We start from the raw sequence: 26,601 nt of genomic DNA on the forward strand, positions 1-26,601 counted from the left end.
AGTCCAAGCACACCTGCTCGAACTCCTCGGCATCGACGAAACCCGACCACGCTGGCTGAAGACCTAAAACCCCAAGTGCGAAGTCACCGGCTAGTCAGTACCTCCCGCGCAACGGGGGAACCTCATGGGATTCCTTCGGGGTACCCCAGTCGGTTTGCGCTCGCCGACGCGGTTGAGCACCAGCAAGACGGGCGGGTACGTCCTGTCGCCGGACCAGGTCTCCGGAGCGCTCCAGCGGGTGCGCCACATCGGACGCTCCTTGCCGTCGGTGTCCTTCACCTTCCGCCGGAAGAACCGGGCGTACTTCTCCAGCTTGGCGGCGAGCTCCTCCGCGGACTCATGGCAGTTGTCGACCTCGATGAACAGCAGCGACACCTGGTCCTGGGGCGCAGTGAGAACCAGGTCTGCCTGGGCGCCGCCCTTGCCGGGCGCGTTCCACGTGCCGGTCGCGGGCAGCGGGACCTCGGTCCAGTACGAGGCGATGGTGCCGATGCCGTCCGGTGCGTCGACGGCGGCCTGGGCGGCGGCCTGGACGTGCGGCGGGTCGTCGGCGAGCTTGGCCTTGTTCGGCTTCGGGCGCAGCAGTGCGATCACCGTTTCGTTGACGGCCATCGGGTGGGAAGCCCCGCTGGAGCGCCGCGTGCGGTGGAGCCCATCTCTCCGTCACCGGGCGCCGTAGCTCGTAGGAGGCGGCCTCCAGGCCCTTAAAGAGCGTTTTGCCCCGGCAGGGGTGTTTGAGAAGTAGTCGATTTAGTTGATCTTTGGGGGCATGCGAACCGACTTAGCGTTTGCGGTTGGAGCTCCACTCGTAGGTCATGGGAGCCGTCTCCACGACTTCGCTGGGCCAGGTCTCTCGAACGTGCTCAAGTCGCTGGTGGTGGTCCTGGATCCAGGACTCCTGCGGTCCGATCCCTAGCGCGAGGCTCATGCGGTCGGGGTCCTGGACCATCAACGACAACGTGCGGTCCTCATGCATGAAGAAGTCGAGACTCAGCCCGCGGTCGCCACCGATGGTTGCGCCTTTGCCCGGTGCGAGCTGTGTCAAGTCGTGCTGCCAGGTGTCGAGGTCCTGCTGGAACAGGTAGAGCTCAAGTCTGGCATCGACAAAGCTCGCGGAGACCAGGACATCGGCTTGCAGAATGTCGTGGCCGCTCAGTACTCCGGGTTGGTAGCGGCCGGTCACGCGGACGACGCAGTGGTTGCCATCCGCGTCTCCCAGATCGATCAGGTTCACCGGGGCGGGTTCAGTCACCGTACATCTCGCTCTCTTGAGAGGGGCTGACCTGCATCCTTTCGTATCGCCGGGTGGGCTTGTCGGGCCGGCGAGTCTGCTTCTCGCGCTCTGGCTATGAGTCCTTCCAGTTCGGAGTGGACTCTCGGGTGAGCCTGCGGCTCATCAGGTCGATCACCGCGAGTCGGATCAGCGCTTCGGAGCGGTGCGGGTGTGTTTCGTAGTCGCGGGCGAGGCGGCGGTGGTTCATCAACCAGCCAAAGGTCCGCTCCACGACCCAGCGCCGGGGGATGACCTTGAAGCCTTCTGGCCCGGGTCGCGGCGGGTGACCGATGCCGAGGGTGGCACCGTGGTCGATGGCCTTGGTCCGGTAGCCGGTGTCAGCCCAGGCTTTCGTCACGCGTGGATGGGCCTTGGCGATGTTCGAGAGCAGGTGGATGCCGCCGACGTTGCTGATGGCGGGCCGGGGTGCGGAGATACGGCTGAGCGGGTTTCGGCCAGGCATGGCGGTGGTCGTGGACAGGCACTGGCATGGGTATGCGGGATGCCCGGCGTTCCCGGGCTCAGACCTCGGCGGCCTGTTCGCGGGCTTCCCGGAGCAGCCGCTGAGCCGTGCGCTCGCCGACGCCGTAGTGCTCGGCGGTCTCCCCGCTGGTCACCAGGGCCCGCCCCCCTGACGCGGCAAGGGCGAGGGCAGCAGCCGTTTCGGCGATAGGGGGGTCCGGGTGGTGGCGGGTAACGCGGTCGGTCGAGCCGCGGGGGCAGCCGGCCCCGGTGAGTTCGGGGTGGTGGCGCCGGTCGTCGGCGCCCCGGCGCGCGGCGACGTCGGCGCGGGGGTACCAGGTGCGGCCGCAGCACTGAACAGTACGGAGGTAGCCAGCGGCGCCGTAGTCGCGAACCGTGGAGGCCGTTGCGCCCAGCACGACCGCGGCCTCCTGGTGGGTGAGGAGATCATCCGGGTGTTCCGGTGATCCCGCCGAACAGATCCTGGCCACGGTAGTCACGGCTTGGCCGGTTGCCGGACCAGGCGCGGAAGAGGGTCCAGACGGCGGCCGCCGCCCCGCCGAGGGCGAGGAGCGTCCGGGCGGCGTTGCGTGCCCCCATCTCGGCCTCTTTCGACGCCTCCGGAGGCCTTCCGTCGACGCTACGCCGTGGTTCTCGTGGGAAGTCCCAGGCACCGGTACGCGCGGTCACGCAAGGCCGAGGCCGTTCCAGACCGCGTGCACGCCGTCGAGGTAGACGCCCTCCCAGTCCGCGGCGATCGTCCAACCCGGGAGTTCGGTGCGGTCCCGGTGGGTGAGTTCGATGCTGACCATGCCGTGCATGGCCGTCCAGACGAGGTAAGCGTTCCGCTCCGCGCTGGCCGGCGGGGCGGTCTGTGCGACCGCCGCGACCAGAACGCCGAAGGTGCTCTCCAGGGCCTGCGCGCGCAGGTCGGGGCCGGGGTCGAATCCGGGCACCGCCTGCTCGAACATGAACGCGTACCGGGTGGGGCTCCGGAGGGCGAAGGTCCGGTACGCCAGGGCCAGGGTACGTACGTCCTTCAGGGCTTCACCCGTGGCGGGCACTGCGGCGAAGTCGTCCCGCAGCATGTCGAACGCCCGCCCGTACAAGGCCTGAAGCATGCCCGTACGGCTGCCGAAGCGGCTGTAGACGCCCATGGTGGACGATCCGGCCTCCTCGGCGACCCGCCGTACGGTGAGCCCGGCCGGGCCGTGCGCGGACACCACCCGCAGCGCGGCCTCGATGAACTGGTCGCGCATGTCCTCGCTGTCGGCCACTGCAGCCGTCCCCTCTCAAATCTTTCCGAATCCTTACGGCATGCCCTATGCCGGCCCCGCGGACAGTCGATGACATACGTTATTACGAGCGTTATAACCGATCCGACGGAGGAAGCATGCCCACACACACCCTCTACAGACTCGCAGGTTGGGCGGGCGCCGTCTCCGCCGCCATCCTGGTACTCAACAGTGTCCGGCGCGGTGGACTGATCCCCGACGACCTGGCGTTCACCCACGTGCTCGCCCCGCTGGCGGAGGCCTTCGGCCTGTTCCTCATCACCGGCCTCTTCCTTGCCGACCGGCGGCGCTCGGGCACTCTGGGCCTGCTCGGATACACCCTCAACTTCCTGGGCATGGCCGGGCTTCTCGGGGTGGAGTACATCCTCAACCTGGTTTTCCCCGAGTTGCCCAAGGCGCAGATCACCGGCCTCGTCGACGGTCTGACCGGCACCATGTTCAAAGCCTCGTCGATGGTCTACCTGGCCGGTGCCGTCGTCTTCGGTGCATCGCTGTGGAAGGCCGGCCGGGCTCCCCGGGTCGCCGTCGCTGCGTACGCGCTGGGCGCCGTCCCAGTCTCGCTCCGCGGCGTGCTCCCCACGGCGACGTTCCCGCCGGGACTGCTGCTGATGGCGATCGGCGTCGCGCTGCTGGGCGTCACGCTGATCCGGCGGGCACCGCAGTCGGCGCTTGAGGAGGCCGGTGGACCGTCGGCGGCAGGCGGCGCGGGCCGTTCCGCTCTCGTCCAGCCGTAGCTGCGGGAGGCGCACGGTCGCGGGCCGCTTCGTCGGTCCGCTCGAACAACACGTCCGCGCGACTGCTCAGGCAACCGTAGAGGTACGGAAGCGTGACAGCTCCGCGAACAGATCGCACCGGACAGCTTGCTGCAGCACGCCCATCACCACGGCCTTCGCGCGCTGTGCCTGAACCGTGCGGGCGAGGTCACACGGCGTGCTGGTCCCAGCGCGAACGCGCCGTTCGTTTTGGCTTCACGGTGACGCCAAGACGAACGGCTCGTCGCCGCTCCGGAGGTTCAGTTGCGCATGGGATAGGAGCTCCCCGCTTCGGCAAAGTGTCGTGGCAGCCGGGCCGGGCCCGGAGGGCTGAGTTGAAGTGGTGGCCCTGCTCCTCGTCCAGCTCGTCGTCATCGGCGAAGGGGCCGCGTACATCGGTGTCCGCGCTTCGGCAGGCGCTCCCGACTACCGGTGATGAGGTCCCGTACCGGGGGCGGAATGGGTGTGTTCATTGCCGGTCGTCACCCCACGCGGGTAGGCCGTGCACCTCACTCGTCGAGGTGTGGGCGATTCGGGGCCGGGCATGCGGGCTTCGCGCGGCCCGCCCGGCGACCACCGCGCCATCGCGCGACGGGTCGCCGGATCCGGCTGGGGTAGTGGCGCGGAGTGGGTCAGGGTTGCACGGGGCGGTCGCCGAGGTCGAGAAGGAGCTTGCGCAGGAGGTGGCCGAGTTGGTCTTGCTCGGCGGTGTCCAGTGAGCTCAGCAGGCGTGCCTCGTTTTGGAGGTGGTCGAGCAGGGCGGGCCGGACGAGTGCGCGGCCGGTGTCGGTGAGGGTGATCAGGACGCTGCGCCGGTTGCTGGGGTCGGTTTGGCGGTCGATCAGACCACGGGTGGCGAGGCGGTCCAGGCGGTTCGTGATCGCGCCTGAGGTCACCATGGCGGTCTCGCCGAGCGCGCCGACGGTGAGGCGGTAGGGCGGGCCGGAGCGCAGCAGTGTGGCGATGATGTCGAATTCCCATAGTTGGAGGTCGTGTTCGGCGAAGCAGTCGGAGATGCTGCGTTCGAGCAGTCGGCTGGCGCGTTGTAGGCGTCCGACGATTCCCATGGGGGTTACGTCGAGGTCGGGTTCCTCGGCCTGCCACTGGGCGAGGATCCGGTCCATCTGGTCGGTCTCGGAGTTCGACTCCACGGCAACCTCTCAACATTGAACTGTTTGACATTGGCATAGTACCGCCCTACTCTCCACAACGTTGAATATTTCAATGTTGAGTTAAAGAGTGGGGACAACATGCCTGCCTTGTTGGAATCTGCGGTGGGGCACCCCGCGGACGGTCCGGTCACGTTGCGCAGTTGGCTGGCGGTCGGTGCGGTGGCAACGGCGACATTCGCCATGGTGACCGTCGAGTCGCTGCCCGTCGGGCTGTTGACGCCGATAGGGCACAGTTTCGGTGCGTCGGCCGGTGTCACCGGTCTGACCGTCACGCTGCCCGGGCTGATGGCCGCGATCGCCGCGCCGGTGCTCCCGGTGGTGATCGGCCGTCTGGACCGGCGGATCGTACTGCTGGCACTGATCGCGCTCATGCTGGCTGCCACGGTTGCCTCGGCTTTGGCGCCGTCGTTGGGGGTGCTGCTGGTCTCCCGTGCGGTCGTCGGAGTCGCGATCGGCGGCTTCTGGGCCTTGGCCGCCGGCGTCGCGGTCCGTCTCGTGCCCGAGCAGCACATTCCCCGGGCGACGTCCTTGACCTTCGGCGGCGCGACGGTGGCGACCGTGCTGGGTGTGCCGGCAGCGACGCTGGTCGGCGACTTCAGCAGCTGGCGGGCGGCGTTCCTCGTGCTGGCGGCGCTGGCGGCCGTGGTCGCGGTGGCGCTGGGCACACTGCTGCCGAAGCTGCCGGCCACTACGGCGGTCACTCCGCGGATGCTGGCCGCGCAGCTGCGCAATCCGGCGGTGCGAGCCGCGGTCATCGCGACGTTCCTGCTGGTCGGTGGTCACTGGACGGCGTTCACGTTCGTCCGCCCGCTGCTGCAGCAGACCGCAGGACTCAGTGACACCGCCATCGGTCCGGTGCAGCTGGGATTCGGTATCGCCGGCGTGATCGGCACCTTCGTCGCCGGCTCGGCTGCCGGGCGCGACCCCCGCCGGGCACTGCTGGGCGCGGCCACGCTGCTGACCGCCGCAACGGCGGCGTTCTCCCTGGCCGGGACCACCCCGGTCGGGGCCGTCGCGGTGTTGCTGGTGTGGGGCCTGGCCTTCGGCGCCGTGCCGGTAGGGGTGCAGACCTGGATCCTCAAGGCGGCACCCGATGCCGCCGAGGCCGCCACCGCGCTGAACACCGCGCTCTACAACCTGGCCATCGCCGCGGGCGCGGCCGTCGGCGCGGTCGTGGTGAGCGCCCTCGCTGTGGGTGCGGTCCTGTGGGTCGCGGCTGTCCTCGGGGCGATCGCCTTGGCCGCGATCGCCGCAAGCGGCCGGACGCCCGCCCGCAAGACCGAAAAGAAGGTCTTGGAATCCTGACCGTGTACGCCCCTGACCGTGGTGCCCGGCGCCTGAGGACTTGAGCACCTGCGGCCTGGTGTGCCGACTCATTCGACCGGGTGGCCCGCGGAAGCTCGCCGAGATGAACTCCCCCGGCCCGGAGCCACCGCCTATGGTTCCGGGCCGGAACGCTCTGTGCCGGTGCTGAAGGACCGGGAGACAAGCGGTCCGGCTTTCGTGAAACCGCGGACATGCGGGGCGGACGTACACGGGGCCGATGCCAGCGTCTTCCGCCGGCCGGCGAACGCCCGGCAGAATTTCGCCCTCGCCGGGGGAACGGCCGTGCCGTCGGCTGCCGCGGCACCGCTGATCAGCGGCTGCCGCCCGGGTGGTAGACGCTGAGGTCGCCGTAGGCCGACAAGACGCCGGAGAGGTCACCGGGCTTGTTCCGCAGGGTGGTGTCGAGGAAGGCGAGAGTGGTCGCGGCGACGACGCGCGGGCTCTCGGTGCGGCCCAGGGAGCCGACTATCGAAGGCACGGGCGGCAGGTACAGGGGGCCGTCCGTGAAGGTGAGGTGTGCAGCGCCGGGGATGGTGAGCCGGTAGCTCGTCGCGGTGCCGAGCCCCAGGACCTCAGTGAGGCGGGGTAGGTAGCGCGGGTCGGTTTGCGGGCTGATGGCCTGGGTGAGCGCAAGCGCCGGCTGGTGGAAGGGGCGCAGATCCGGATCGCGGGGGTAGCCGTCCAGATCGATGACGGCGGCGAACCGACGGTCCTGGCGGGCTGCTTGCAGGGCGGCGCCGCCACCCAGGGAGTGGCCGGTCACGGCGGCCCGACCGGTGTCCAGGCGTCCGGTGAGCGGCCCCGCGGTCTCGCCTCGGTCCAGGCGGTCCAGCTGGGTGAGGACGAAGCTGAGGTCCGCGGCCCGAATTCCCGTTGTTTCGACGGCCCGTTTGTTGTCTTCTTCGTCGTTGCCGGTGGAGGTGATCTCGGTGTTGATCGTCCGGCCGTCGGCGAGGATGACGGCGGCGGAGTCATACGGGTGGTCGAGGGCGGCGACCACATAGCCGTTGCTGGCCAGTTCCTCCGCCCAGGCGGTGTTCTGTGTGCGCACTCCGCCCAGCCCGGGAGAGAACAGCACGACCGGGAACCGTCCGCCCTCATTGGCCACCGGGGCGTCGAAGACCGAATGCGTGTGGGCACGCGGGACACCGTCGACCAGGAAGCCGGGGAGGCCGGCATAGCTTGCGAGGGCGTCGGAGACGGTGCGCGCCTCTTGCTGCGTGCGGCCGAGGTACTGGGCCCACTGCGCGCCTGTGGGGCTCTTCGCTGCGGGGTACCAGAGCTGGACCACGACCGTGCGCCGGTCGCCGGTTTCGGGAGTGGCGGTCTCCGGGCGGTTCGGGTCGGTCCACTGCATCACGCGGGTGCCGACCGCGAAGTGGCCTGTCGGCTCGGGGAATACGGGTACGGGACAGGCCCAGGCGGCCACCGGCCCCGTGGCGATCAGGCCGACGCAGACCACAGATCCCGGCAACGCCAGCCACCATCGGGCCCGCCACACGGGCCGGCCGGGACGGTTTCGCAGCAAAGGAGAGAGGACGAACGGCAGCGTGAAAACAGCGCCTGCCAGTACCGGCAGCATCTGCCAGCGGATTCCCACCACGCTCAGCACGATCGTGGACAGCGCGAAAACCGCTCCCGCCGCAATCGTGACGGGTGGACGGACGGCAGGCGGAAGCCAGCGCGCCACCACCAGCGCGACGGCACCCAGCAAGGCAAGGACTTCCAGAGGGGACATGTGCAGTCCCGCGATGATCTCGTTCACCCGGCCATCCTCGGCGCGGGGCACGCGGTGCCACATCGATCCCGGGTCGCCGTCGTGGGCAACCGGAGTCGCAGTCCGATGCATGTCGCCTGTGCGACCGGAGTCGCAATCGAGCACTCCAGGTCAGCGGCCGCCCTGCGACCACGGGGGTAGCGGGACTCCTCCTGCGGTCGTATCAGGGCGCGGTGCCATCAGACGGTGGGCCCATGTGCTCAGCGGGTCCGCGGCCTACCGTGACAGGGCCGCGGTAGGTGCCGGGGAGCGCGGGCTCTGCGCTCCTTGTATCCGACCCGGCTCCGGCTGTACGCGGCGGTGGCCCCGGCCAGGGCCGCCATGATGCTGAACCGACAGGGACGTGTGATGACCGAGGCGGCCTCGGAACCCGGCAATGCCCACCCTGTGCTCTACCAGGACCGCGTGCGGCGGACGAGGACAGCCGTGCGGCTGACGAGGTACGCCGACCTGGCCTCCGTACGAGCGGCGCGACTGGTGAGAGCCGCCCGGCGCTGGGGGCTCCGGCTGCCGCCCATGGTGTGGGACTCGCTGTGGCCGGCGCTGCTCCTGCTCAACATCATGACCACGCGCGCGCCTCAAGAGCTCCCGGTGGCCGTGGCCCTCACCACCGCCCTTGCGCTGCCCCTGGTGTGGCGGCACCGGGCCCCGCTCACGGTGTTCGGGGCCGTGGCAGCCGCGGCCTTCGTCCAGTGGCTGATGGACGTCCAACTGCCGGCGGACATCGCCTTGCTGGTGGCTCTCTACGCGGCGGCCGCACACTCGGGCCGGCGCGGCACGCTTGTCGCCGGTGCCATCGTGGAGGGCGGGGCCCTGCTGGCCTGCCTGCGTTGGGCGACGGAGGGTGCGTTCCTGACCCTCTTCACCGCGGTGACCGCGATGGTCGTCGCCGCCGCCGTCCTGGGTGTGAACGTGCGGACCACGCGCGCCTACCTCGCTGCCCTGGAGGAACGGGCCGCACGCCTGGAGCAACAGCAGGACCAGCAGTCGCGACTGGCCGTCGCCGAGGAGAGGACACGAATCACCCGGGAGGTGCACGACATCGTCACCCACAACCTGTCCGTCATGGTCGCGCTCACCGACGCCGCCGTCTACGCGCAGCACCGGTCGCCCGACAAGGCCACCACCGCGATGCTGCAGATCTCCGAGACAGGCCGACAGGCCCTGACCGACATGCGGCGATCGTTGGGCATCCTGCGGACCGACGAACCGGACGCGGAGCGCCACCCGTTGCCCGGTATCGCCCAACTGAAAACCCTCGCCGACCAAATGTGCGCCGCCGGGCTGCCGACCCGCGTCGAGGTCCAGGGCGGCCACACCCGCATACCCGCCACCGCACAACTGACCGTCTACCGCCTGGTACAGGAAGCCTTGACCAACACCCTCAAGCACACACCCGCCGGCACACACGCGAAGGTCCGGATACGGTGCTCAACCGAGACCGTCACAGTGGACGTCACCGACAGCGGCCCCCGCCCGTCACTTCCCGGCGCCACACCGTCCGGCCACGGCATCCCCGGCATGCGCGAACGCTCGGCCTCCTACGGGGGGACGTTGCAGGCCGGACCTCTTCCGGGCGGCGGCTGGGGAGTCCATACCCGCCTCTTCCTCGGTAGCAGCGGAGCGGCGCCCGCATGACGATCCGCATCCTGATCGCCGACGACGAAGCGCTGCTCCGTATGGCCTTCGGCACGGTCTTGGAGGCCCAGCCCGACATGGCACCGGTCGGCGAAGCCGCGGACGGCATCCAGGCCGTACGCCTCGCCCGGGAGTTGCGCCCCGATGTCGTCCTCATGGACGTCCGGATGTCCGGGACGGACGGGATCGAGGCGACGCGGCAGGTCATCCGAGTCTCCCCGCAGAGCAGAGTGCTGATCCTCACCACCTTCGACCTGGATGAATACGCCTTCGCCGGACTCAACGCCGGAGCCTCGGGCTTCCTGCTGAAAAACACCAGGCCCGAGGAATTGCTCACCGCAATACGCAGCGTGGCCGCGGGCGACGCGGTGGTCTCCCCGCGGATCACCCGCCGCCTGCTGGACAACTTCCGCCCGCACATCCCCGACGGCAGCAGCGCCGACCGCAACGAGCGACTGAGCCGGCTCAGCGCCCGTGAGCGCGAGGTGCTCATCCAGGTGGGCTGCGGTCTGTCCAACACCGAGATCGCGGCCGTCCTGTTCCTCGCGGAGGCGACCGTGAAGTCCCATCTGGGGCGAATCCTGCAGAAACTCGAGCTCCGAGACCGGATACAGGCCGTGATCTTCGCCTACGAAAGCCGCCTCATCCACCCGGCATGACGCCGCCGCCCGGAGCCAACGGCGATGTCTTGAGAGCTACGCCCGTATGCCCGAACCCACCGCCATACGCATCGCCCCCGCCTACCGGCCCACCCTCGTCGACCCCTACTGCGAGCACTCCAGGGCAACGTACAGCGCGCCGTCGGGTCCGAAGGCGAAGCCGTGCGGTTCGTGCTCCGGCGCGCCCTTGGCGCCCCCCGGCAGTGCGTACGCGGTGGTCCGTCCGTCGGCTGTGATCCAGCTGACCCGGCCGGTGCCCCACTCGGTGAACCAGCAACCGCCGTCGGGCCCGGCGGTGACGGCGTGCAGGCGGCAGGCGGGGTCCGGCAGCGGGAACTCGGTGATCTCGCCCCCCAGGGTGATCCGGCCGATCCGGCCGGCCCCGATCTCGGCGAACCAGAGCGCGCCCTCGCGGCCCGGGGCGGCGTCTTCGTCGCGCCCGGAGCCCAGTGAAGGACCCGTGGGCGGGCAACCTTGAGCCACAGGGGCCCACCGCCGGCCGCCTCGGCCCAGACCAGGAGGCGGGGCCATGCCCCTCAGGCAGGAAGTGCGCAGCTCACCACGGCGAAGGTCAGCACCCGACCGGGGGAAGCCCCGCGGCCAACGACGCTTCCCGTGTTGGTCGGTCTCACCGACCCACGACATCAGCCGACGGGTTCTTGAGTTCGTTCGGCGAGGGCACCAGCCGCGTCCGGGGACAATGCCCTCCCCTCCTTGGTGGCCTCGACCGGGCCATCGCCCGTTCGCGGCCTCATGGTGGCGCGGACGCTCAGCGACTCAGTGGATTCACCGTCGTTGAGGGACACCGCCTGGTTGGTTCCCAGCCGCACCCACTGATCACCGACTCATGCCCGCAGGCGTTCGGCCCGGGGACGGGACGGTGGGTTTGGCCGCGCCCGGCTGCCTCGCCCGGGAAACGAGCACCGCGCGGCGGGAAGCGATCTGCGGGCGCTTCGCACGCGCTTGGTCAGGAGCACTCACGAACAGCCGGTCTGACCGGCTAGGGAGCGGCCTGTAGCGGCGCCGTCGGCGCCGCTACTTGATGGGCGGGGCGAGCCCTTGATTACCTTACGGGTCGACCCGTATGGTAAATGCCATGAACTTCTCCCCGCCCTCCAGGGGGCGTCCCAGGGATCCCCGCTCACACGAGGCGATCATCAGCGCGACCACAGAGCTGGTGGTCGAGGTCGGATACGCCGCAACATCGATCGGGGCGGTGGCCGCGCGGGCCGGTGTCGGCAAGGACACGATCTACCGGCGGTGGCCGGGCAAGCCGGAGTTGGTCTTCGAGGCCGTCTTCACGACCACCGACGATGCTCCGACCCCGGACACCGGAACGCTGGCCGGGGATCTGACCGTACTGCTGCAGAGCCTGGTCGACGAGTTCCACGCGCCTGCCGCCGCGGCGGCGCTTCCGGGGCTGCTCGCCGACTTCGCCTCCGATCCGGAACTGAAGGCGCGCATCCGCGGCGACTTCCTGGCCCCGTCGAAGGAACGGCTGCAGGTCGTCTTCGAACGCGCCGTGCTGCGCAGGGAGATCGCAGCCGAAACACCCGTGGACCTGGTCCTGGACACGCTGGCAGGAGCCGTGTTCTTCCACGTAGGGCTGGTCGGGGAACACCCTGACCCGCAGCTGGCGGCACTACTGGCCGCTGTCGTGGCCAAAGGAATCGAGGTCCGATGAACGGCTGGTTTCTCGCGGCAGGGATCACCGCGCTGGGCGTGGCCGCAGTGCACATCGTCGGCGGGCACCGCGATGTGGTGCGCCCGTTGCTCTCCTGTGGGCTCGCGGACGAACCCAAGCGGGTCCTGCACGCCGTGTGGCACATGGTGAGCGTCGACCTGGTGCTCTCCGGACTCGCGCTGCTTTACCTCTCCCTGACGGACGATACGCAGGAGACCGGCCTGGTGGCATGGTTTGTGGCCGCGCACTTCATCGCGTACGCGGCAGCCTTCCTCGTCGTCACGCTGTCCGTCGGCTGGCCCAGACCACTACTCCGGCTGCCGCAGTGGATTCTGCTCCTGCCGGTCGCGGTACTGGCAGCGGTGGGCGCCGCGTAGCCGCACCCTCGGAGAGTCCCCCGCCGCCGCCCACCGCCGTCCACGACCGCCCAGCCGGCGCCGGCGACCTGCCGTGCCCACGTGCGGGGCACGGACAGCTCGACCCGCGGTTCGTCGCCGTATTCGACCTTGTAGGTGAAGAACATCTTCGGGCCGTCGGCGGGCACCATCGCCGCCCTGGGGCGGGACGGGTGCGGGAGCTGGCCCGTTGTCGTGTCGGTTACTTCGGGTCGGTGTTGAACTTCGAGGCCGACCAGAAGTAGCCGAGCACCGCGAGGCCCAGGCTCCAGGCGATGGCGAGCCAGCCGTTGTGGCCGATCTCGGTGCCGAGCAGCAGTCCGCGCAGGGTTTCGATGGCCGGGGTGAAGGGCTGGTACTCGGCGATCGGCTGGAACCAGCCCGGCATCGCCTCGATGGGCACGAAGGCGCTGGAGATGAGCGGGAGGAGGATCAGCGGTATCGCGTTGTTGCTGGCGGCCTCGGCGTTGGGACTGATCAGGCCCATGCCGACGGCGATCCAGGTGAGCGCCAGGGCGAAGAGCACGAGCAGACCGAATGCTGCGAGCCACTCCAGGGCGGTGGCGTTGGTGGAACGAAAGCCGATGGCCACGGCGACGGCGCCGACGAGGGCCACGCTGGCGACCGATTGCAGCACGCTGCCGATGACGTGGCCGATGAGCACCGAGCCGCGGTGGATCGCCATCGTGCGGAAGCGGGCGATGATGCCCTCGGTCATGTCGTTGGAGACCGACACCGCGGTGCCGACGACGGTGGAGCCGATCGTCATGAGCAGGATTCCGGGGACGATGTAGGCGATGTAGGCGGATCGGCCCGCGCCGCCGCTCATCGCGTCGCCGAAGATGTAGACGAAGAGCAGCAGCAGCATGACCGGGGTGAGCAGCAGGTTCAGGGTCAGCGACGGGTAGCGGCGGGCGTGCAGGAGATTGCGGCGCAGCATCGTGGACGAGTCGCGGATGGTGAGGGAGAGGGCGCTCATCAGACTGTCTCCTCGGACTGGTGGGGGATGGTGGTGTCGCCGGTGAGGGCGAAGAAGACGTCGTCGAGGTCGGGGGTGTGCACGGTGAGCTCGTCGGCCTCGATGCCGGCGGAGTCCAGCCAGTCGAGGAGGGAGCGCAGCTCGCGCTGGCTGCCGCCGCTGGGGATCTGCAGGGAGAGGGCCTCGTCGTCCCGGGTGGTTTCGCGTAGTGCGGAGGCGGCGGACTGGTAGGCAGCCGGGTCGGAGAAGCGGAGCCGGACGTGTCCGCCGGGGATCAGCCGCTTGAGCTCTTCGGCGGTGCCCTGGGCGGCGATCTTTCCGTCGTTGAGCACGGCGATACGGTCGGCGAGCTGGTCGGCCTCTTCCAGGTACTGCGTGGTGAGGAAGACGGTGACACCGCCCGTGACGAGCTCGCGGATGATCTGCCACATGTTGTGGCGACTACGCGGGTCGAGCCCGGTGGTCGGCTCGTCGAGGAAGATGATCCGAGGGTTGCCGACCAACGTCATGGCGATGTCGAGGCGGCGCTTCATACCGCCGGAGTAGGTGGAAGCGGGCTTCTTCGCAGCCTCCACCAGGTCGAAGCGTTCGAGGAGTTCGGCGGCGACCTGCCGCCCCTCGCGGCGCGGGAGGTGGTGCAGGTCGGCCATGAGGAGCATGTTCTCCTCGCCGGTGATCAGCCCGTCGACGGCGGAGAACTGCCCGGTGACGCCGATCGAGGCGCGGACCGCCTGCGGGTCGGCGGCCAGGTCGTGGCCACCGACGCGGATCTCGCCGGAGCCGGGGTCGGGCGAGATGAGGGTGGAGAGAATCTTGACGGCGGTGGTCTTGCCGGCGCCGTTCGGACCGAGCAGGGAGAAGATCGTGCCCGCCGGGACGTGCAGGTCGACGCCGTCGAGCACGACGTTGTCGCCATAGGACTTGCGCAGACCGTTCGCCGCGATGGCCACGTTGGTCATGGTGGATGCTCCTTGAGACGCTGTGGTTACAGGCTGCGGGCGGTGATGTCGCCGTGGGAGGTGGTGGCGCGGATGTCGAGTTCCGCGGTGCCATCGTTCTTGAGGGCGTTGCTGATGCGGCCGTAGCCGGTGCCGGCGTCCAGGGAGGCTGAGACGCCAGCGGTGGCGGCGACCGAAATGTCGCCGGACTGGGTGCGGAGCACGACCGTGCCTCGGACGGCCTCGGTGATCCGGATGTCGCCCCTTGCGGTGCTGATCTCTGCGGGGCCGCCCAGCCGGCCGACCTCGACGTCGCCGTCGATCGCGGTGAGGCGGACGCCCGCGGCCTCGTCGATCTTGATCTGGCGGTACGCGCCTTCGAAGGCGACGTCACCGAGCCGTCCCACACCGCGGAGCTCGACGCCGGCGGCCTTGCCCTCGATGCGGGAGCCGGCGGGCAGCTGGACGGTGACCTCCAGGGATCCGGAGGGGCCGAAGAGCTGGCGATCGGGGGTCGACGCCGTGATCCGCAGGACGCCGTCGGCGTAGGCAGCGGTGGTCTGCTCAGCGGTCTTGACGTCGCGGCTCTTGGCGGGATTGGCGGGAAGGACCTCGACGGTGGTGTCAGCGCGGTCTGCGGCGATGAACTGGACGCGCCCGGCGGGGAGGTCCAGGACTGCGGAGATCGGGGCGGGGGTGTCGAACTTCTGCATCGTGCTCTCCTGCGGCTCGCTGTTTCTGACACCAGAAACGCTACGTTGCTTTCCAAATAGCGACAACATGCTCGTTGCATGAGATTGCTATATGTGCAGGTAGATGCCAAGAAACTGTTGCAACGGAGTTGGAAGTAACGCAACGACAGTCACTCTGATCATTGCAATGAATGAGAAGTGAACGCTATGGTGGGGGGATCAGGGACCGCCGCGAAGGATCACCGAGGAGATTGCGATGCCGGGAGGCAGGCTCACCCAGCAGGAACGCCAGCAGATCGCGCTGGGGATGGCCGACAGCCTCCCCTACGCCGAGATCGCCCGACGCCTCGACCGCCCCACCTCGACGATCACACGCGAGGTCATGCGCAACGGCGGCCCCACCGCCTACCGCGCCGACCTGGCCCACCGCGCCACCGAACGCCGCGCCCACCGGCGCAGGCAGACCGCGCCCCGGAACCCACAGACGCCGGCGCCGGCCCACGGACGCGACGCCGAGGCCGTACGCGAGTACGAGGAGACGCTCACCACCGTCATCATGGCGTCGGGCGCGCCCAAGATGGTGTCCCGGGTGATGGCCTGCCTCACCCTCAGCGACGCGGGCAGCCTCACCGCGTCCCAACTCGCCCAGCACCTCCAGGTCAGCCCGGCGTCCATCTCCAAAGCAATCACGTACCTCGATGGCCAAGGCCTCGTCCGCCGGGAACGCGACGAACGCCGCCGCGAGCGCTACGTCGTTGACGACGACGTCTGGTACCAGTCGATGATGGCCAGCGCCCGGTCCACCGCCCAGATCGTCGAAACCGCACGGCAGGGCGTCGGCGTCCTCGGCCCCGACACCCCGGCCGGCGCCCGCATGGAGAACATCGCCCGCTTCCTCGACTTCGTCTGCGAGAGCATCATCCGCGCCGCAGAACAGGCCCGAGAGATCCTCCACACAAAACCCGAAACACCCTCAGACGGCACTGCCTGAGTTCCCCCTCGTCAGGCTCGACGCGTCCGAGCGACCGTCGAGCACATCACAGGGCGCCCGCTGCCCCAGAGGCGGCGCGGGGAGCACTGCCGCAGGCAGCCGGGGGACGGTGGTTCGTGATCCGGAGTGGGACGGGCCGATGATCAAGCAGGCTCTTGGCTGGACCCGCCCGAAATTTCCGTACCCGGAGGCGGCGGACCGCTGGACGTCGCTGATCATCACCGCCCACACCCAACTCCGCCCGCCCCGTGCGCCGAAACCCAATCGGCCCGACCCCGGCAGACCCCTGGCTCGAGGTTGAGTCGGCAAGCCGTGGGCCGTGGTGGGGATCGTTGAACGGCTGGTGCCTGACGAGTCGTGGGAACTGTTCCTACGGGTGGTGCCGGAGGCTCCTTCGCGGCCTCAAGGTGGTGGCCGGCGTCGCCATGGTGACCGGGAAGTGCCGGCAGCGATCGTGTTCGGGGCCACGTCGGGCTGCACGTGGCAGCAGTTGCCGTCAGCGTCGTTCGGGCCTTCGGGAGCGACGGCCCACCGGCGCATCTCGTAGTGGACGAAGGCCAGGGGTGTAGGCCACGCTCTACCGCCTGGTCCTCCACGAGCTCGGGTCCCGAGGCTCGCTTGACTGGTCCCGCTGCGCGATCGACTCGGTGAACATGCGGGCCTTGAAGGCCCCAGACTCCTATCGCTGACCCCAGGTGCAAAGTAGCGGTCAGGACTGCGTGACCTTGGTGTTCTTCGGCTGTCGGGGCACGGTCTTGGCCTTGTTGAGGTGCCCGTACACCGTCGATCGCGGAACGCCGAACATGTCGGCGATCTGCTGGACGGTCTTCTCCCGCTCGTCGTAGAGCCGCTGGGCGAGCGCGGCCTGGTCGTTGGTGAGCTTGGGCCGGCGTCCGCCGACCCGGCCGCGGGCCCGCGCGGACGCGAGCCCGTCATTGGTGTTCGCGACGATCAGTTCGCGCTGAAGTTCGGCGAGCACGGACAGCATCCCGAACATGGCCCGGCCCTCCATGGTGGAGGTGTCGATGCCCTGCTCGATGACGTGCAGACCGATGTCGCGCTCGCGCAGTTCGGCGCCGAGGGTCACCAGGTGCAGGACCGATCGGGAGAGGCGGTCGAGCCGGGTGACCTTCAGCGTGTCGCCCTCGCGCAGCAACTGCATGACGAGGTCAAGCTTGGGGCGGGACGCCTTCGCGCCACTCGCGGTGTCGAGGTGGATGTTGTTGCGGTCCACGCCGGCCCGTAGCAGGGCGTCGATCTGATGATCGGGGTTCTGGTCGGCGGTCGAGACCCGCGCGTAGCCGATGAGCATGTGTCGGAATCTATCGGCCGGACCGTTGGCCGACGTTGATTGTCGACGCGAGTTGCCGACACTGCCCACCTGCAGGTTCGTGATCACGGTACCGAGTGTCGACAGACGAACGTTTTTCGACATCTCTCGGAATCGCCATGGTGGAGTGTTGCTCTAGAGCATTACTCTGGCGCCATGTTGGGTTCCGATACCTACCAGCGCATCCTGGCCGCAGCCCTCGTCTGCTTCCTCGAAAACGGAGTGCAACGCACGACGGTGGAGCAGGTCCGTAGGCGGGCGGGGGTCAGCAACGGCAGCTTCTTCCACCACTTCCGCACCAAGCAAGATCTTGCCGAGGCGGTCTATCTTCACGGTCTCCAACAGCACCAGGCCGAGCTGATGGCCGTGCTGACGCGTGAAGCAGCTCTTCAAGCCGGCATCGAGGCAGCCGTGCGCCGCCACCTCGCCTGGGTCGAGGCGCACCCGGAGCTGGCTGCCTTTCTTGCAGCGCCGCCGGACTGGGTCACGCCTCGGGAGTCTCCCCGGATCGCGGCTTGCAGCAAGGAGTTCTTCCAGGCTGTCGCCCAATGGCTGGGGGACCGTGGCTGGGACGGCACGCCCGATCTGAGCGTGGTGGTCGCTGTGTGGATCGGACCGGCTCAGGAATACACCCGCAACTGGCTGATGGGCGGAGCCGGGCTACCCCACACGGCGGCAACAGCACTGGCCCGGGCTGCATGGAACGCCCTGCATCCGCTCATACCGACGCCCACCTTGGAGGAAGCGCAATGAACCACGTCTTCGCGCGTTACCAGCGCGTACTCGCAGACGTCAGCAACGTCGTCGATCGAGTGCCGGCCCACCGCTGGACCAGCGCCTCTCCCTGCCCAGGATGGACTGGCTTACACGTCCTGGGACACATCATCGACGGCCAGCAGCAGATCGCTGCTCTGCTGTCGGGCCAGGGACCGCGTGAGCCACTTCGGGATCCGGCCGAGGCGGTCATCGGGCAACCGCTCACTGCATGGACCGCCACTTGCCAGTCCATGCTGGATCTGCTGACCACCACCGACCCGAACAGCTGTGTTGCCTCACACCACGGCGAAGTGACGGCCGAGTGGGTGCTGGCCACGGCCGTCATCGAACCGCTTGTACACGCCTGGGACCTCGCGCAGGCCGCGGGTTTCGAAACGCTCCTTGATGTCGAGGCCGTCGAGGCGTGCCTGACCGCCGTTGCTCCCATGGCGGAGCAATTCGCCGCTACCGGAATGTACGCACCCGCTCTGACTGCTTCGGCGCAGGCCACGCCTCAGCAGCAGCTTCTGGCTCTTCTGGGGCGGGAGGCCGCGTGACCTTCGGAGCGGCTCCCGTTCGCGTGTCCTGCGCTCGATGTGCAGGCTTCAGCCGCGCGAACCTGCGGGAGCGGTGAACGTACGGGGCCTTGGGACGGCTGCGACCAAGCTCAAGTCGAGCCGCTGGCTCATGTCGAGCCGGAAGGTTCCGTACGGGTTGATGTTCGACCAGAAGAGCGCGGTCAGTCCGCGCCGGTCCTCGTTCGTGAGCTTCGATGCCCAGGTCAGTTCGCCGAGGACCTGCTGGAGCAGCAGGGTGTTGATGTGCACGAGCGCGGACTGGAGTAGGTGCAGGGCAAGCATCGATGTCTCGGCGTGCTCCTTGTCCGGGCCGGTCAGGGCGCCGTCCTTGCCGTAGTGGAGGACGGTGTTCGCGCTGTTCCAGTTCTCCACGACCTGGAGGCCACCGTGGATCTCGCGGCGGAGGCAGGGGCTGGCGAGGTAGTCGCAGGCGAAGATCGTGCGTACGGCGCGGCCCAGTTCTTCGAGGGCGGCGTAGGTGGGGTGTTTGGGGCCGCCGCGGGTGAAGCGCCGCAGTACCTGCTCGGCCTCGGCGGTGCCCAGGCGCAGTGCGGTGGCGTACTTGACCATCTGGTCGTACTGCTGGGCGATCAGCTCCCAGCGGATTGGCCGCGTCAGGGAGCCGCCGAGCGCCGGCCAGCCAGGCGGGGTGTCATCGGGGCGGTACAGACGGATGCTGCAGATGTTCTTCAGCCGGGGCAACAACCGGAAGTTGAGCAGTTCAGTGAAGGCGAAGCCGACCACGGACGCGCCGTGGGTGTCGACGTAGTTGGACTCGATCTCGGCGTCCGTGCAGTGCCGCAGCAGGCCCTCGATCATCGCCGCGACCTCGGAGGAGGAACAGCTCTTGAGCTGGGAGTAGATGCAGACGTTCTTCCGCTCGACGTGCCAGTAGATCATCACGCCGTTGCCGCCGTAGCGGGCGTGGTACTCGGTCATGAAGTTCGATGACCAGGACCCGAACTTCTTGCTGTCGCTCGCGCACGCAATGCCCTGGCCCCACCATGCGGTCTCCCTGGCGGCAAAGGTGGCGTTCACCAGCCTGGTGACAGCGGCCCGCAGGTTGTCGACGGTGATGAAGTGCTGGCGCACGTGACGTAGCGCCGCCTCGGTCTCGCCATGCTCGCCGGTAGCCACGATCGCCCGGATGCCCATGTTCGTGCCGAGGGCGAACAGTGTCAGGAGGAGTCGGCGCTGGAGGGTGGCACGGTCGATCCGCTCGTACGCGGCGACCGAGGCGAACTCATCAGTGAAGCCCGCCAGGAAGTCGGCGTTCTTCAGCACATCCAGGAGGTCGAGCACTCCCCAACGGCGTACGACCTCATCCTTGAGCGCCTGGAGGCCGGTGGGCTCGTCGAGCGGCTCCAGCTTGGGCACGGTGATCCAGGGCTCGCCCTTGCGAGTGGTGATCTTCACCCCGCCCGCCGAGCCGTCCGCGAGCGCCGCCGACAGCCGGTCCAGTCCGGAGGCAATCCGCAGCTTCAGGTCGGCGATGAACTCCTCGGGGTCCATCGGCTGGCGGATCGCGGCGTAGTGCACGGTGCGGGTTACCTCGAAATCTCCGGGCAGATCATCCTCCGGTTGCGCCACCGCATCGCGCCCTCGACATAGATCTCCCGACGCCGGATCGCGTCCCGCAGCGCCACCAGAACGCACAGCTCGTACGGGATGCGCTCGACCCTGCCCTTGTCATCGACGACGGCCTCGCGCCAGTCCTTGCGTACGACGCCGTCCATCGGCACCACGTCGCCGGCGTCGTAGAGGCGGGTCTTTCCGTCGACCTCGGCGTACTTCTCCAGCAGCACGAGCGCGTCCATCACCGGCCGGTAGGCGGTGTTGTTGCAGCGGAAACCCAGGGTCTTCAGCAGCGGCGGCAGCATCTGCCGGTAGTACGAGCTGTACGACGACCGCAGAGTGGTGCGCACCTTGGCCTTGAAGACCTTCTCGTTCGCCTTCGCCTCGGCCACCAGCTCGCGCAGCGTCTTCTCGCCCACCACGGGAAACAGCGCCCGCCGTACGACCTCGTCCGGCTTGTCGACCGCGGCCGTCGCCAGCTTGAAGAGGATGCCCTCCTTGCCCCTCACCTTCTTCAGCTCGGCTGTCAGCTGCTTCTCCACCCGCCGCTCAGCACGGGCATTGATCTTGTGGACCAGGGCGACCAGCAACTCCACCAGCGCATCGGTGATCTCTGCCTTCCGTGACGCACACAGCGCCGCCAGCAGCGTGACCCGCACTTCCTTGCCCGCATCCCGGAAGTCCGAGGGGTACATCTTGATCGCCCGAGCCCGCCACGCGGCCACCAGCTTCTCCGAGCAGTCCGCGAACAGCTCCTCGAGCAACCCGAGCCTGCGCACTTCGGTCAGCTTGGTGATCTCTGTCAGCAGCGAGTCCAGCCCCACCGCCCCCGGGTCCCGCTTGAGCGAAGCCAACAGCGCGGTGCCATCCTCATTGCCCTCCGCGACCAGGACTAGCAGACGCCCGGCGCACACGTCGCCCAGGCGCCCGACGGTCTGCGTGCAGAAGACCCGGTCCGCCCGCGCCCGCGCCCCGGCCACAATCCGCTCGACGCGGCCCGGGGGCTCGATGCGGTCGCTGCGGCACTGCACAAACAGGGCCTCGCGCAGCCGGTCCTCCGCCAACTCGACCGGACAAACCTCCTCGGCGAGCCAGGCCGTCAGCCGCTCCTCGTCCGCGCGGGTCGCCGGTCGGAAGCCGAGCGCCTCGCGGATCTGCGTACGGTGCCCCTTGGCCGACCGGGACGACAGGTCGTACTTCGCCACGTCGTCCGCTGGCACCTTCACCACGTCGGCCACGTAGTCGACCGCGGCCTGCGGGAACTCCTCAACGAGCTGCGGGAACCGGCCCTCCAGCTCGAAGAATTTCAGCATCAGCACGAACCCGAGCCGGGTCGGGCCGGACTTGTTCGCGACCAGGTCCCAGTCACTGCCCACAGGCGTCCAGCACGCCACCACGTCCTCGGGCGACCACTCCCGGCGCATGAACACTCCCCCTCCGTCGACTACTCGTTCGGCCTAACGAAGTGGTCAGACACGAAGCAACGGGAGGGCCGAAAGGAGCGGCGACTACTTTGCACCGTGGGTCAGAGATAGGAGACCGGGGCCTTGAAAAGGGCGACCTGACAGGTCCGAATCCTGTCCACCGGGGCAAGTGCGGCTCGAAGATCACGTGATCACCGAACGGACCGGTCTGCCCCTCTCTGTGAGGATCTCGGCGGCGAACCTGCACCACAGCCATGCCCTGATCCCGTTAGAGAAGGGCATACCGCCGTGCCGGGCTGCCACCGTTGGACCATCGAACGCACCATGGCCCGGCTCGCCGGCTGCCGCCGACCCCACCGACGCTACGAACGCAAAGCCGACCACTCCCTCGCCTTCACCGCACCGCGGGGCGTCCGGTAGGTCAGCGCCCCGTCGCCGGAGTCGGCGGGTTGCGGCCACTCTGACGACGGCTGCAGGGACGTCAACGACGTTGCCGAGCCTGGCCCCGCCAGCTGGCCACAGCTGCCGTCACGACCAGCACAGGGACCAGCACGAGTGCCGTCAGGCTTCCTTTCGCATCGGCGAGGTGCGCGAACACGGCTGCCCCTGCCGCGCCACCGGCCATGTCGAGGGCGCTGAGCCAGGACATGGTCTCGGTGACCTGCCCAGCCGGGGCCAGATCACCTCCAGTGGTGCGCAGAAGAGCAAAGAGGGACCCGATGACAAGGCCGGCGGCTGGGCACACCATGAGGGCCGCCATCGGGGAGAGCCCTGCGGCCACAGCCAGAGCGGCACATCCGAGGGCGAACAGGCCGAGCAGGACCGGAAGTGCGAGTCGACGCGGCAGCCGGTTCGTGGCCGTACCCAGAACAAAGCTCCCCACAACGCTGCCGACCGCAAGGCTTCCGAGATAGAAGCCGGTCAGCTCGGCCGCGTGCTCCTGGCGCGCGTAGATCGGCAGCACCACGTCCACGGCCGTCACCCCCATGACGAACAGGGCGTCGGCGGCCAGCAGGCGGCGCAACGGCGACGACGCCAAAGGCCCCAGCCAGTGCCCAACCTCAGCCGAAGGCGTGACGACAGCAGAGGAATTGACCACGACCAGTGCGACGGTGGTGACCGTCATCGTCGTGATGGCCGCATACGGCAGGAGAGGCGAGAGCGACAGGCTGAGCCAGCCGGCGAGCACCGGACCAACGATCAGCGCGGCACCCATCATGGAAGCGTCGAGCGCCATGGCCGTGTTCAGGGTTGTGCTGGTGGTGACGCTGTGCCAGACAGAACGCATCATGACCGCGACGGGTGGAGCACTCGCGCCGACGGCTGCGGCCAGTGAGCAGATCAGCGTGGCGCCACCGCCGTTCCGCACCGCCACGATCAGGGCGATGGTGGCGGTGAGATAGGCGACGAGGCAGCTGAGCAGGACCGGGCAGATCGGGAAGCGGTCGATAAGCCGTCCGCGCAACGGTGCGGTCAGACCCTGACCGAGGGTGGAGCAACTCACCGCCAGTCCGGCGGTCCCGTACGAATAGGAGCCGCTGACCAGAAGCAGCAGGCTCAAGCTGGTCATGCTCGCGGCCAGCTTCGACGTCATGCCGATGATGGCCATGCGCCAGAAGCCCGGCACGCGGAGCAGGGTCTGGTAGTCGGCAAGAAACCGATACGGGGTCGGGTGGTCCGATCTCGTGGCGTTGGGCGTGGTGCGTGATCGGCTCATCGCTGCGGTATCCGGGTACGGAGTGCCGCAGTGGACCAGGTGAGCACGGGCGCCAGGCTCCCGGGTGCCGGCCAGCCGTTGACGACGGCCAGCAACGACAGGTACCGGTCCCGGCGCGGGTCGTTCATCTGCTCCAGCCGGGCGGCAAGGCGCCGGTAGAGGGTACGGGGATCGTGTGAGGCTGGGCAGCCGAGGATGCGCGCATAGTGGGCCGCGAGAGCGGTCACGATCGGCTCCGCGGCAGGCGAGTCCGGCTCGACACCGGCCTCGAGAGCCGGTGCCACCTGGACTCGGACGGCATCGGCGAGGATCCGGGGCAGGCCCGTGGCGTCGTCTGGGGCCCGGTCGGCCGCCAAGTCCTGGGCCATGCCGTGCAGTGTGGTGCGGAAATCGTGGTCCTGGAACAGCTCAACCAGCTCCACCCACGCCTCGATCTGCTCGGGCTCGGGATCGTCGGGCAGTTCGGGTGTCAATGAGCGGGTGACCGCAGCGAACGCGGGGTGATCATGCAGGCCGTCGAACACGGCACCGAGGAAGTCGTCGATCAGACACTGCCGTTCGACTTCCGACAGACGTGCCAGTTCGTGCATGAGGTTCATCTCCTGTGGAGTCGAGCCGCGCCTGACCACAGCCGTCAGCACAGCGCGGCGCTGCCGCAGGACGCGGATCTGCACGTCCAGTGCCTCGGCGTGTGTCGCCGCAACGTCCGTCAGCGAGACCTCCCGGTCCATGACCTTACGAATCGTGGCCAGGTCGATTCCCAGCTCGCGCAGAGTGCGTACGAGTTCGAGGCGTGCGATGGCATCGGCACCGTACCGGCGGTATCCGGCCGGAGTGCGGTCGGTTGGTGGCACGATCCCGGTATCTGCGTAGAACCGGATGGCCTTCACCGTCAGGCCCGTCCTCCGAGCCAGAGCACCGATCGAATAGAGCGTCTCGCCGTTCATGCCCTTACCTTCACGTCTCCCCTTACCGGAGACTCAAGCCTCACGGTCACCAGGCTGACCTGCTCAGCAAAGCCCGCGGACACGTTCAGCGACGAGAGATGAGTAGATGCCCACCTGTGGTCACGCTGTGCATGACGACTGCACCGACGGGTCTTCCGCGTGACCGGACACCAGTGTTCTCGTCAATGATCACCCCCTCCGTAGCCTGCGGTTTGGCTAACTTCGTCGGGGTCTTGGTGGCGAACCTGCACGACAGCCAGGCCTTGATCCCGTTGGTGAAGGGCATCGCCGATCCGGTCCCGTCGCGGACGCAAACGGCGCGAGCCGGGCAAGCTCCCCGGCGACAAGGGCTACGACTACTCCCACCTGCGGCGATGGTTACGCGAGGCGGCATCACCCACCGCATCGCCCGCATGGGTGTCGAATCCTCACAGCGGCTGGGCCGCCACCGTTGGACCATCGAACGCACCATGGCCCGGCTCGCCGGCTGCCGCCGACTCCACCGACGCTACGAACGCAAAGCCGACCACTCCCTCGCCCGGTGAACTCAGTGGAGGCAGAGGCAGAACGGATGGCCTGCCGGGTCCGCGTAGACCCGCCAGTTGGCCTCCGGGCGGATCTGGTCCGTCCGCTCCAGCACGGTCGCGCCGAGAGCGAGCGCCCGCTTCTCCTCCCCGTCGAGGTCGTCCACGTCGAAGTCCAGGTGGAGCTGCTGCGGGTGCTGCTGGCCGGGCCATTCGGGCGGCCGGTATCCGTCCACCCGCTGGCAGGCCAGCGGCGTTCCCTCGAACCCGTGCACCTCGACCCAGTCGGGATCATCCGGGTCCGCGACCAACCGGCCGCCGAGCAGATCCGCGTAGAACTTCGCGAGCGGTACCGGATCGGCACAGTCCAGCGCGATCGCCTGCAGCTTTCGAATCATTCCCGACACCCTTCGTCCCTCGGGCGCTTCCCAGCCCTCCGTATGAGAGGGGTGGTACCCGGCGCCGCAGCGGGCATGCGCGGCGTACGTCGATCCGTCGGCTTCGCCGACGCCGTCGCCGAAGGCGTGTCAGTGGTGGTGGCCGTGCCGGCCGAGGGTCTCCACGGGGGTTGCACCGGGGCGGGTCCACTGCGGCACGGGCCGGCTGGTCGGGCCCCAGCTGGCGACGCCGTCGGCGTCCGAGCGCCAGTACCAGCAGGCCTGGCGGGCCTCGGACGGGTGCCCCTCGCGGACATCGCCGATCACGGGCCAGCCCTCGGGGTTGTCCTCCCACGCCTCGCCGCGGCCGTAGGGCGTCATGTCGAGCAGGCCGAGGGACCCGTTGACCCGCTCGTTGCCACGGCCCGTCGTGGAGTAGGTCAGGAACACCCGGTCGCCGTCGCGCAGGAAACAGACGATGTGCCCCATCTCCCCGCCGATCGGCGCCTCCACGCCGCGTACCGAGTACCAGGGCTGGGTGTATCCCATGAACTCGACGTACGGAGCCACCTCGTCCCACGGCCCCGAGGTCAGGACGGCGAACGAGACGCCCCGGGCGTTGAGGTAGACGGCGTCCTTCACGTGCCAGACCGTGGTGGTACAGCCCTCGCACTGCCCCTGGTGCGGCGCGCCGTCGTACCACATGTGCTTGTAGACCACGAGCTCGTCGCGCCCCTGGAACAGGTCGAGGAACGGGACCGGCCCGTCCACGCCGGTGACCTCGACCGCGCCGTCGAACTCGACCATCGGCAGCCGCCGCCGGGCCGCGGCGATCGCGTCGCCCTCACGGGTGTGTGCCTTCTCGCGGACCAGTAGCTCCTCACGCGCCGCCTGCCAGGTAGCCAGGTCGACGACCGGCGGCTTGCCGGGGAGGTCGCTGCTCACGTTGCGGGGCGTGGTCGTCATGGTGTCCTCCGTCGTGTCCCGTGCCGGGTGCGTCATAGCACGTCTTCCGACGCTCACCGGACAGACTCACGCCCCGGGGGGAACACTTCGCGGCAGGGGGACGGCTTGGTCAGCGGCTCGCGCCGCAGGGCGGAGTCGTAGTCGGCGTTCTCCTCGTACGGGACGTCGCCGCGGGTGGCGCCCACGATCTCCCGGCCGGGACGGCTCGCAGGGTCGAACGGGGCCGGCAAACGCCGTACCCCTCCTGTCGTATTCCCGAACAGGGAGTCCGGGTGACGTGTGCGTTGTGCATGACGGTTCGTGAGGAATGCACCTAGGCCACGGTGCTGAACATACGTAACGTATTTCTTGTCCCTGACAGCGAAGTGGGAGGA

28 protein-coding genes and 5 pseudogenes are annotated in these 26,601 nt (G+C 68.8%); 12 read left to right on the forward strand and 21 right to left on the reverse strand.

Annotation, left to right across the window (positions count from 1 at the left end; genetic code table 11):
* Positions 1–90: 90 nt before the first annotated feature.
* The 6 genes and pseudogenes from ABZZ20_RS28570 to ABZZ20_RS28595 form a co-directional block, all read right to left on the reverse strand.
* Positions 91–612, reverse strand: a complete 522-nt coding sequence (locus ABZZ20_RS28570; protein WP_356874412.1) for a replication-relaxation family protein — start codon at positions 610–612, stop codon at positions 91–93.
* 169 nt (positions 613–781) lie between these two features.
* Positions 782–1,252, reverse strand: a complete 471-nt coding sequence (locus ABZZ20_RS28575; protein ID WP_356874414.1) for a DUF5959 family protein — start codon at positions 1,250–1,252, stop codon at positions 782–784.
* Between the two features lie 94 nt (positions 1,253–1,346).
* A pseudogene (locus ABZZ20_RS28580) lies at positions 1,347–1,676 on the reverse strand (transposase); the annotation flags it as partial.
* A 118-nt stretch (positions 1,677–1,794) separates the two neighbouring features.
* Positions 1,795–2,154 (reverse strand): hypothetical protein, encoded by a 360-nt coding sequence (locus tag ABZZ20_RS28585; protein ID WP_356874416.1) that lies wholly within the window; start codon positions 2,152–2,154, stop codon positions 1,795–1,797.
* Positions 2,155–2,182: 28 nt separating this feature from the next.
* A complete protein-coding gene (locus ABZZ20_RS28590; RefSeq protein ID WP_356874418.1) occupies positions 2,183–2,335 on the reverse strand; it encodes a hypothetical protein in 153 nt (50 codons plus the stop codon).
* Positions 2,336–2,421: 86 nt separating this feature from the next.
* Complete coding sequence (locus ABZZ20_RS28595) at positions 2,422–3,012, reverse strand: TetR/AcrR family transcriptional regulator (RefSeq protein WP_356874420.1); 591 nt, start codon at positions 3,010–3,012, stop codon at positions 2,422–2,424.
* A gap of 116 nt (positions 3,013–3,128) precedes the next feature.
* Between ABZZ20_RS28595 and ABZZ20_RS28600 the strand changes: the two genes are divergently transcribed.
* Entirely contained in the window at positions 3,129–3,764 is a 636-nt protein-coding gene (locus ABZZ20_RS28600; protein WP_356874422.1) for a hypothetical protein, read from the forward strand.
* 650 nt (positions 3,765–4,414) lie between these two features.
* Here ABZZ20_RS28600 and ABZZ20_RS28605 read toward each other — a convergent pair.
* Positions 4,415–4,933, reverse strand: a complete 519-nt coding sequence (locus ABZZ20_RS28605; protein ID WP_356874424.1) for a MarR family transcriptional regulator — start codon at positions 4,931–4,933, stop codon at positions 4,415–4,417.
* Between the two features lie 108 nt (positions 4,934–5,041).
* Here ABZZ20_RS28605 and ABZZ20_RS28610 point away from each other — a divergent pair, with 108 nt between their 5' ends.
* On the forward strand, positions 5,042–6,259 hold the full coding sequence (locus ABZZ20_RS28610; protein WP_356874426.1) for an MFS transporter: 1,218 nt from the start codon (positions 5,042–5,044) through the stop codon (positions 6,257–6,259).
* Positions 6,260–6,590: 331 nt separating this feature from the next.
* Here ABZZ20_RS28610 and ABZZ20_RS28615 read toward each other — a convergent pair whose 3' ends face one another.
* Positions 6,591–8,081, reverse strand: coding sequence for a hypothetical protein (locus ABZZ20_RS28615; protein ID WP_356874428.1), 1,491 nt, complete (start codon positions 8,079–8,081; stop codon positions 6,591–6,593).
* A 402-nt stretch (positions 8,082–8,483) separates the two neighbouring features.
* Between ABZZ20_RS28615 and ABZZ20_RS28620 the strand changes: the two genes are divergently transcribed.
* Positions 8,484–9,695: a histidine kinase gene (locus ABZZ20_RS28620; RefSeq protein ID WP_356874430.1), complete on the forward strand. Its 1,212-nt coding sequence runs from the start codon at positions 8,484–8,486 to the stop codon at positions 9,693–9,695.
* Complete coding sequence (locus ABZZ20_RS28625; protein ID WP_356874432.1) at positions 9,692–10,354, forward strand: response regulator transcription factor; 663 nt, start codon at positions 9,692–9,694, stop codon at positions 10,352–10,354. Before ABZZ20_RS28620 ends, ABZZ20_RS28625 begins: the two co-directional genes overlap by 4 nt.
* Positions 10,355–10,459: 105 nt before the next feature.
* Here the strand turns inward: ABZZ20_RS28625 and ABZZ20_RS28630 are convergent.
* Together ABZZ20_RS28630 and ABZZ20_RS28635 are read right to left on the reverse strand one after the other, a co-directional pair.
* Positions 10,460–10,777 (reverse strand): annotated as a pseudogene (locus tag ABZZ20_RS28630) (virginiamycin B lyase); the annotation flags it as partial.
* A 221-nt stretch (positions 10,778–10,998) separates the two neighbouring features.
* Positions 10,999–11,109: a DUF3117 domain-containing protein gene (locus tag ABZZ20_RS28635; protein ID WP_356874558.1), complete on the reverse strand. Its 111-nt coding sequence runs from the start codon at positions 11,107–11,109 to the stop codon at positions 10,999–11,001.
* A gap of 341 nt (positions 11,110–11,450) precedes the next feature.
* On the opposite strand from ABZZ20_RS28635, the gene ABZZ20_RS28640 reads away from it, so the two are divergent.
* On the forward strand, positions 11,451–12,038 hold the full coding sequence (locus tag ABZZ20_RS28640; protein WP_356874434.1) for a TetR/AcrR family transcriptional regulator: 588 nt from the start codon (positions 11,451–11,453) through the stop codon (positions 12,036–12,038).
* On the forward strand, positions 12,035–12,415 hold the full coding sequence (locus ABZZ20_RS28645) for a hypothetical protein (RefSeq protein WP_356874436.1): 381 nt from the start codon (positions 12,035–12,037) through the stop codon (positions 12,413–12,415). Before ABZZ20_RS28640 ends, ABZZ20_RS28645 begins: the two co-directional genes overlap by 4 nt.
* Before the next feature lie 220 nt (positions 12,416–12,635).
* On the opposite strand, the gene ABZZ20_RS28650 is transcribed toward ABZZ20_RS28645, so the two are convergent.
* The 3 genes from ABZZ20_RS28650 to ABZZ20_RS28660 are packed head-to-tail and all read right to left on the reverse strand — an operon-like array spanning position 12,636 to position 15,063.
* On the reverse strand, positions 12,636–13,412 hold the full coding sequence (locus ABZZ20_RS28650) for an ABC transporter permease (protein ID WP_356874437.1): 777 nt from the start codon (positions 13,410–13,412) through the stop codon (positions 12,636–12,638).
* Positions 13,412–14,371, reverse strand: coding sequence for an ATP-binding cassette domain-containing protein (locus ABZZ20_RS28655; protein ID WP_356874439.1), 960 nt, complete (start codon positions 14,369–14,371; stop codon positions 13,412–13,414). The genes ABZZ20_RS28650 and ABZZ20_RS28655 overlap by 1 nt, the downstream gene beginning before the upstream one ends.
* A 26-nt stretch (positions 14,372–14,397) precedes the next feature.
* The gene (locus tag ABZZ20_RS28660; RefSeq protein WP_356874441.1) at positions 14,398–15,063 is read right to left on the reverse strand and encodes a DUF4097 family beta strand repeat-containing protein; all 666 of its coding nucleotides are present in this window, start codon (positions 15,061–15,063) and stop codon (positions 14,398–14,400) included.
* A gap of 235 nt (positions 15,064–15,298) precedes the next feature.
* On the opposite strand from ABZZ20_RS28660, the pseudogene ABZZ20_RS28665 reads away from it, so the two are divergent.
* The 3 pseudogenes from ABZZ20_RS28665 to ABZZ20_RS28675 all read left to right on the forward strand — a co-directional run.
* Positions 15,299–15,496, forward strand: a pseudogene (locus ABZZ20_RS28665) (helix-turn-helix domain-containing protein); the annotation flags it as partial.
* A 162-nt stretch (positions 15,497–15,658) separates the two neighbouring features.
* Positions 15,659–16,033 (forward strand): annotated as a pseudogene (locus tag ABZZ20_RS28670) (MarR family transcriptional regulator); the annotation flags it as partial.
* 319 nt (positions 16,034–16,352) lie between these two features.
* Positions 16,353–16,701 (forward strand): annotated as a pseudogene (locus ABZZ20_RS28675) (transposase); the annotation flags it as partial.
* 41 nt (positions 16,702–16,742) lie between these two features.
* On the opposite strand, the gene ABZZ20_RS28680 reads toward ABZZ20_RS28675, so the two are convergent.
* Positions 16,743–17,345 carry a recombinase family protein gene (locus tag ABZZ20_RS28680; RefSeq protein WP_356874443.1) on the reverse strand — a complete coding sequence of 201 codons (603 nt, stop codon included), beginning with the start codon at positions 17,343–17,345 and terminating at the stop codon, positions 16,743–16,745.
* A gap of 174 nt (positions 17,346–17,519) precedes the next feature.
* Between ABZZ20_RS28680 and ABZZ20_RS28685 the strand changes: the two genes are divergently transcribed.
* Complete coding sequence (locus ABZZ20_RS28685) at positions 17,520–18,116, forward strand: TetR/AcrR family transcriptional regulator (RefSeq protein WP_356874444.1); 597 nt, start codon at positions 17,520–17,522, stop codon at positions 18,114–18,116.
* A complete protein-coding gene (locus ABZZ20_RS28690; protein WP_356874446.1) occupies positions 18,113–18,676 on the forward strand; it encodes a TIGR03086 family metal-binding protein in 564 nt (187 codons plus the stop codon). Before ABZZ20_RS28685 ends, ABZZ20_RS28690 begins: the two co-directional genes overlap by 4 nt.
* Before the next feature lie 48 nt (positions 18,677–18,724).
* On the opposite strand, the gene ABZZ20_RS28695 is transcribed toward ABZZ20_RS28690, so the two are convergent.
* The 4 genes from ABZZ20_RS28695 to ABZZ20_RS28710 form a co-directional block, all read right to left on the reverse strand.
* Positions 18,725–20,287: a transposase gene (locus ABZZ20_RS28695; RefSeq protein ID WP_356874448.1), complete on the reverse strand. Its 1,563-nt coding sequence runs from the start codon at positions 20,285–20,287 to the stop codon at positions 18,725–18,727.
* Positions 20,245–21,696: a DUF4158 domain-containing protein gene (locus ABZZ20_RS28700; RefSeq protein ID WP_356874450.1), complete on the reverse strand. Its 1,452-nt coding sequence runs from the start codon at positions 21,694–21,696 to the stop codon at positions 20,245–20,247. The genes ABZZ20_RS28695 and ABZZ20_RS28700 overlap by 43 nt, the downstream gene beginning before the upstream one ends.
* Before the next feature lie 481 nt (positions 21,697–22,177).
* A complete protein-coding gene (locus tag ABZZ20_RS28705; RefSeq protein ID WP_356874452.1) occupies positions 22,178–23,413 on the reverse strand; it encodes an MFS transporter in 1,236 nt (411 codons plus the stop codon).
* Positions 23,410–24,360, reverse strand: coding sequence for a MerR family transcriptional regulator (locus ABZZ20_RS28710; protein WP_356874454.1), 951 nt, complete (start codon positions 24,358–24,360; stop codon positions 23,410–23,412). The genes ABZZ20_RS28705 and ABZZ20_RS28710 overlap by 4 nt, the downstream gene beginning before the upstream one ends.
* Before the next feature lie 185 nt (positions 24,361–24,545).
* Between ABZZ20_RS28710 and ABZZ20_RS28715 the strand changes: the two genes are divergently transcribed.
* Positions 24,546–24,905: a transposase gene (locus ABZZ20_RS28715; protein WP_356874456.1), complete on the forward strand. Its 360-nt coding sequence runs from the start codon at positions 24,546–24,548 to the stop codon at positions 24,903–24,905.
* Positions 24,906–24,907: 2 nt separating this feature from the next.
* Here the strand turns inward: ABZZ20_RS28715 and ABZZ20_RS28720 are convergent, their stop codons facing one another.
* The 3 genes from ABZZ20_RS28720 to ABZZ20_RS28730 form a co-directional block, all read right to left on the reverse strand.
* Complete coding sequence (locus tag ABZZ20_RS28720) at positions 24,908–25,282, reverse strand: VOC family protein (RefSeq protein WP_356874458.1); 375 nt, start codon at positions 25,280–25,282, stop codon at positions 24,908–24,910.
* 129 nt (positions 25,283–25,411) lie between these two features.
* Positions 25,412–26,227 carry a DUF899 domain-containing protein gene (locus tag ABZZ20_RS28725; RefSeq protein WP_356874460.1) on the reverse strand — a complete coding sequence of 272 codons (816 nt, stop codon included), beginning with the start codon at positions 26,225–26,227 and terminating at the stop codon, positions 25,412–25,414.
* 53 nt (positions 26,228–26,280) lie between these two features.
* A complete protein-coding gene (locus ABZZ20_RS28730; protein WP_356874462.1) occupies positions 26,281–26,457 on the reverse strand; it encodes a hypothetical protein in 177 nt (58 codons plus the stop codon).
* Between the last annotated feature and the right edge of the window lie 144 nt (positions 26,458–26,601).

Source organism: Streptomyces sp. NPDC006430, from assembly GCF_040612395.1.
Classification (GTDB): domain Bacteria; phylum Actinomycetota; class Actinomycetes; order Streptomycetales; family Streptomycetaceae; genus Streptomyces.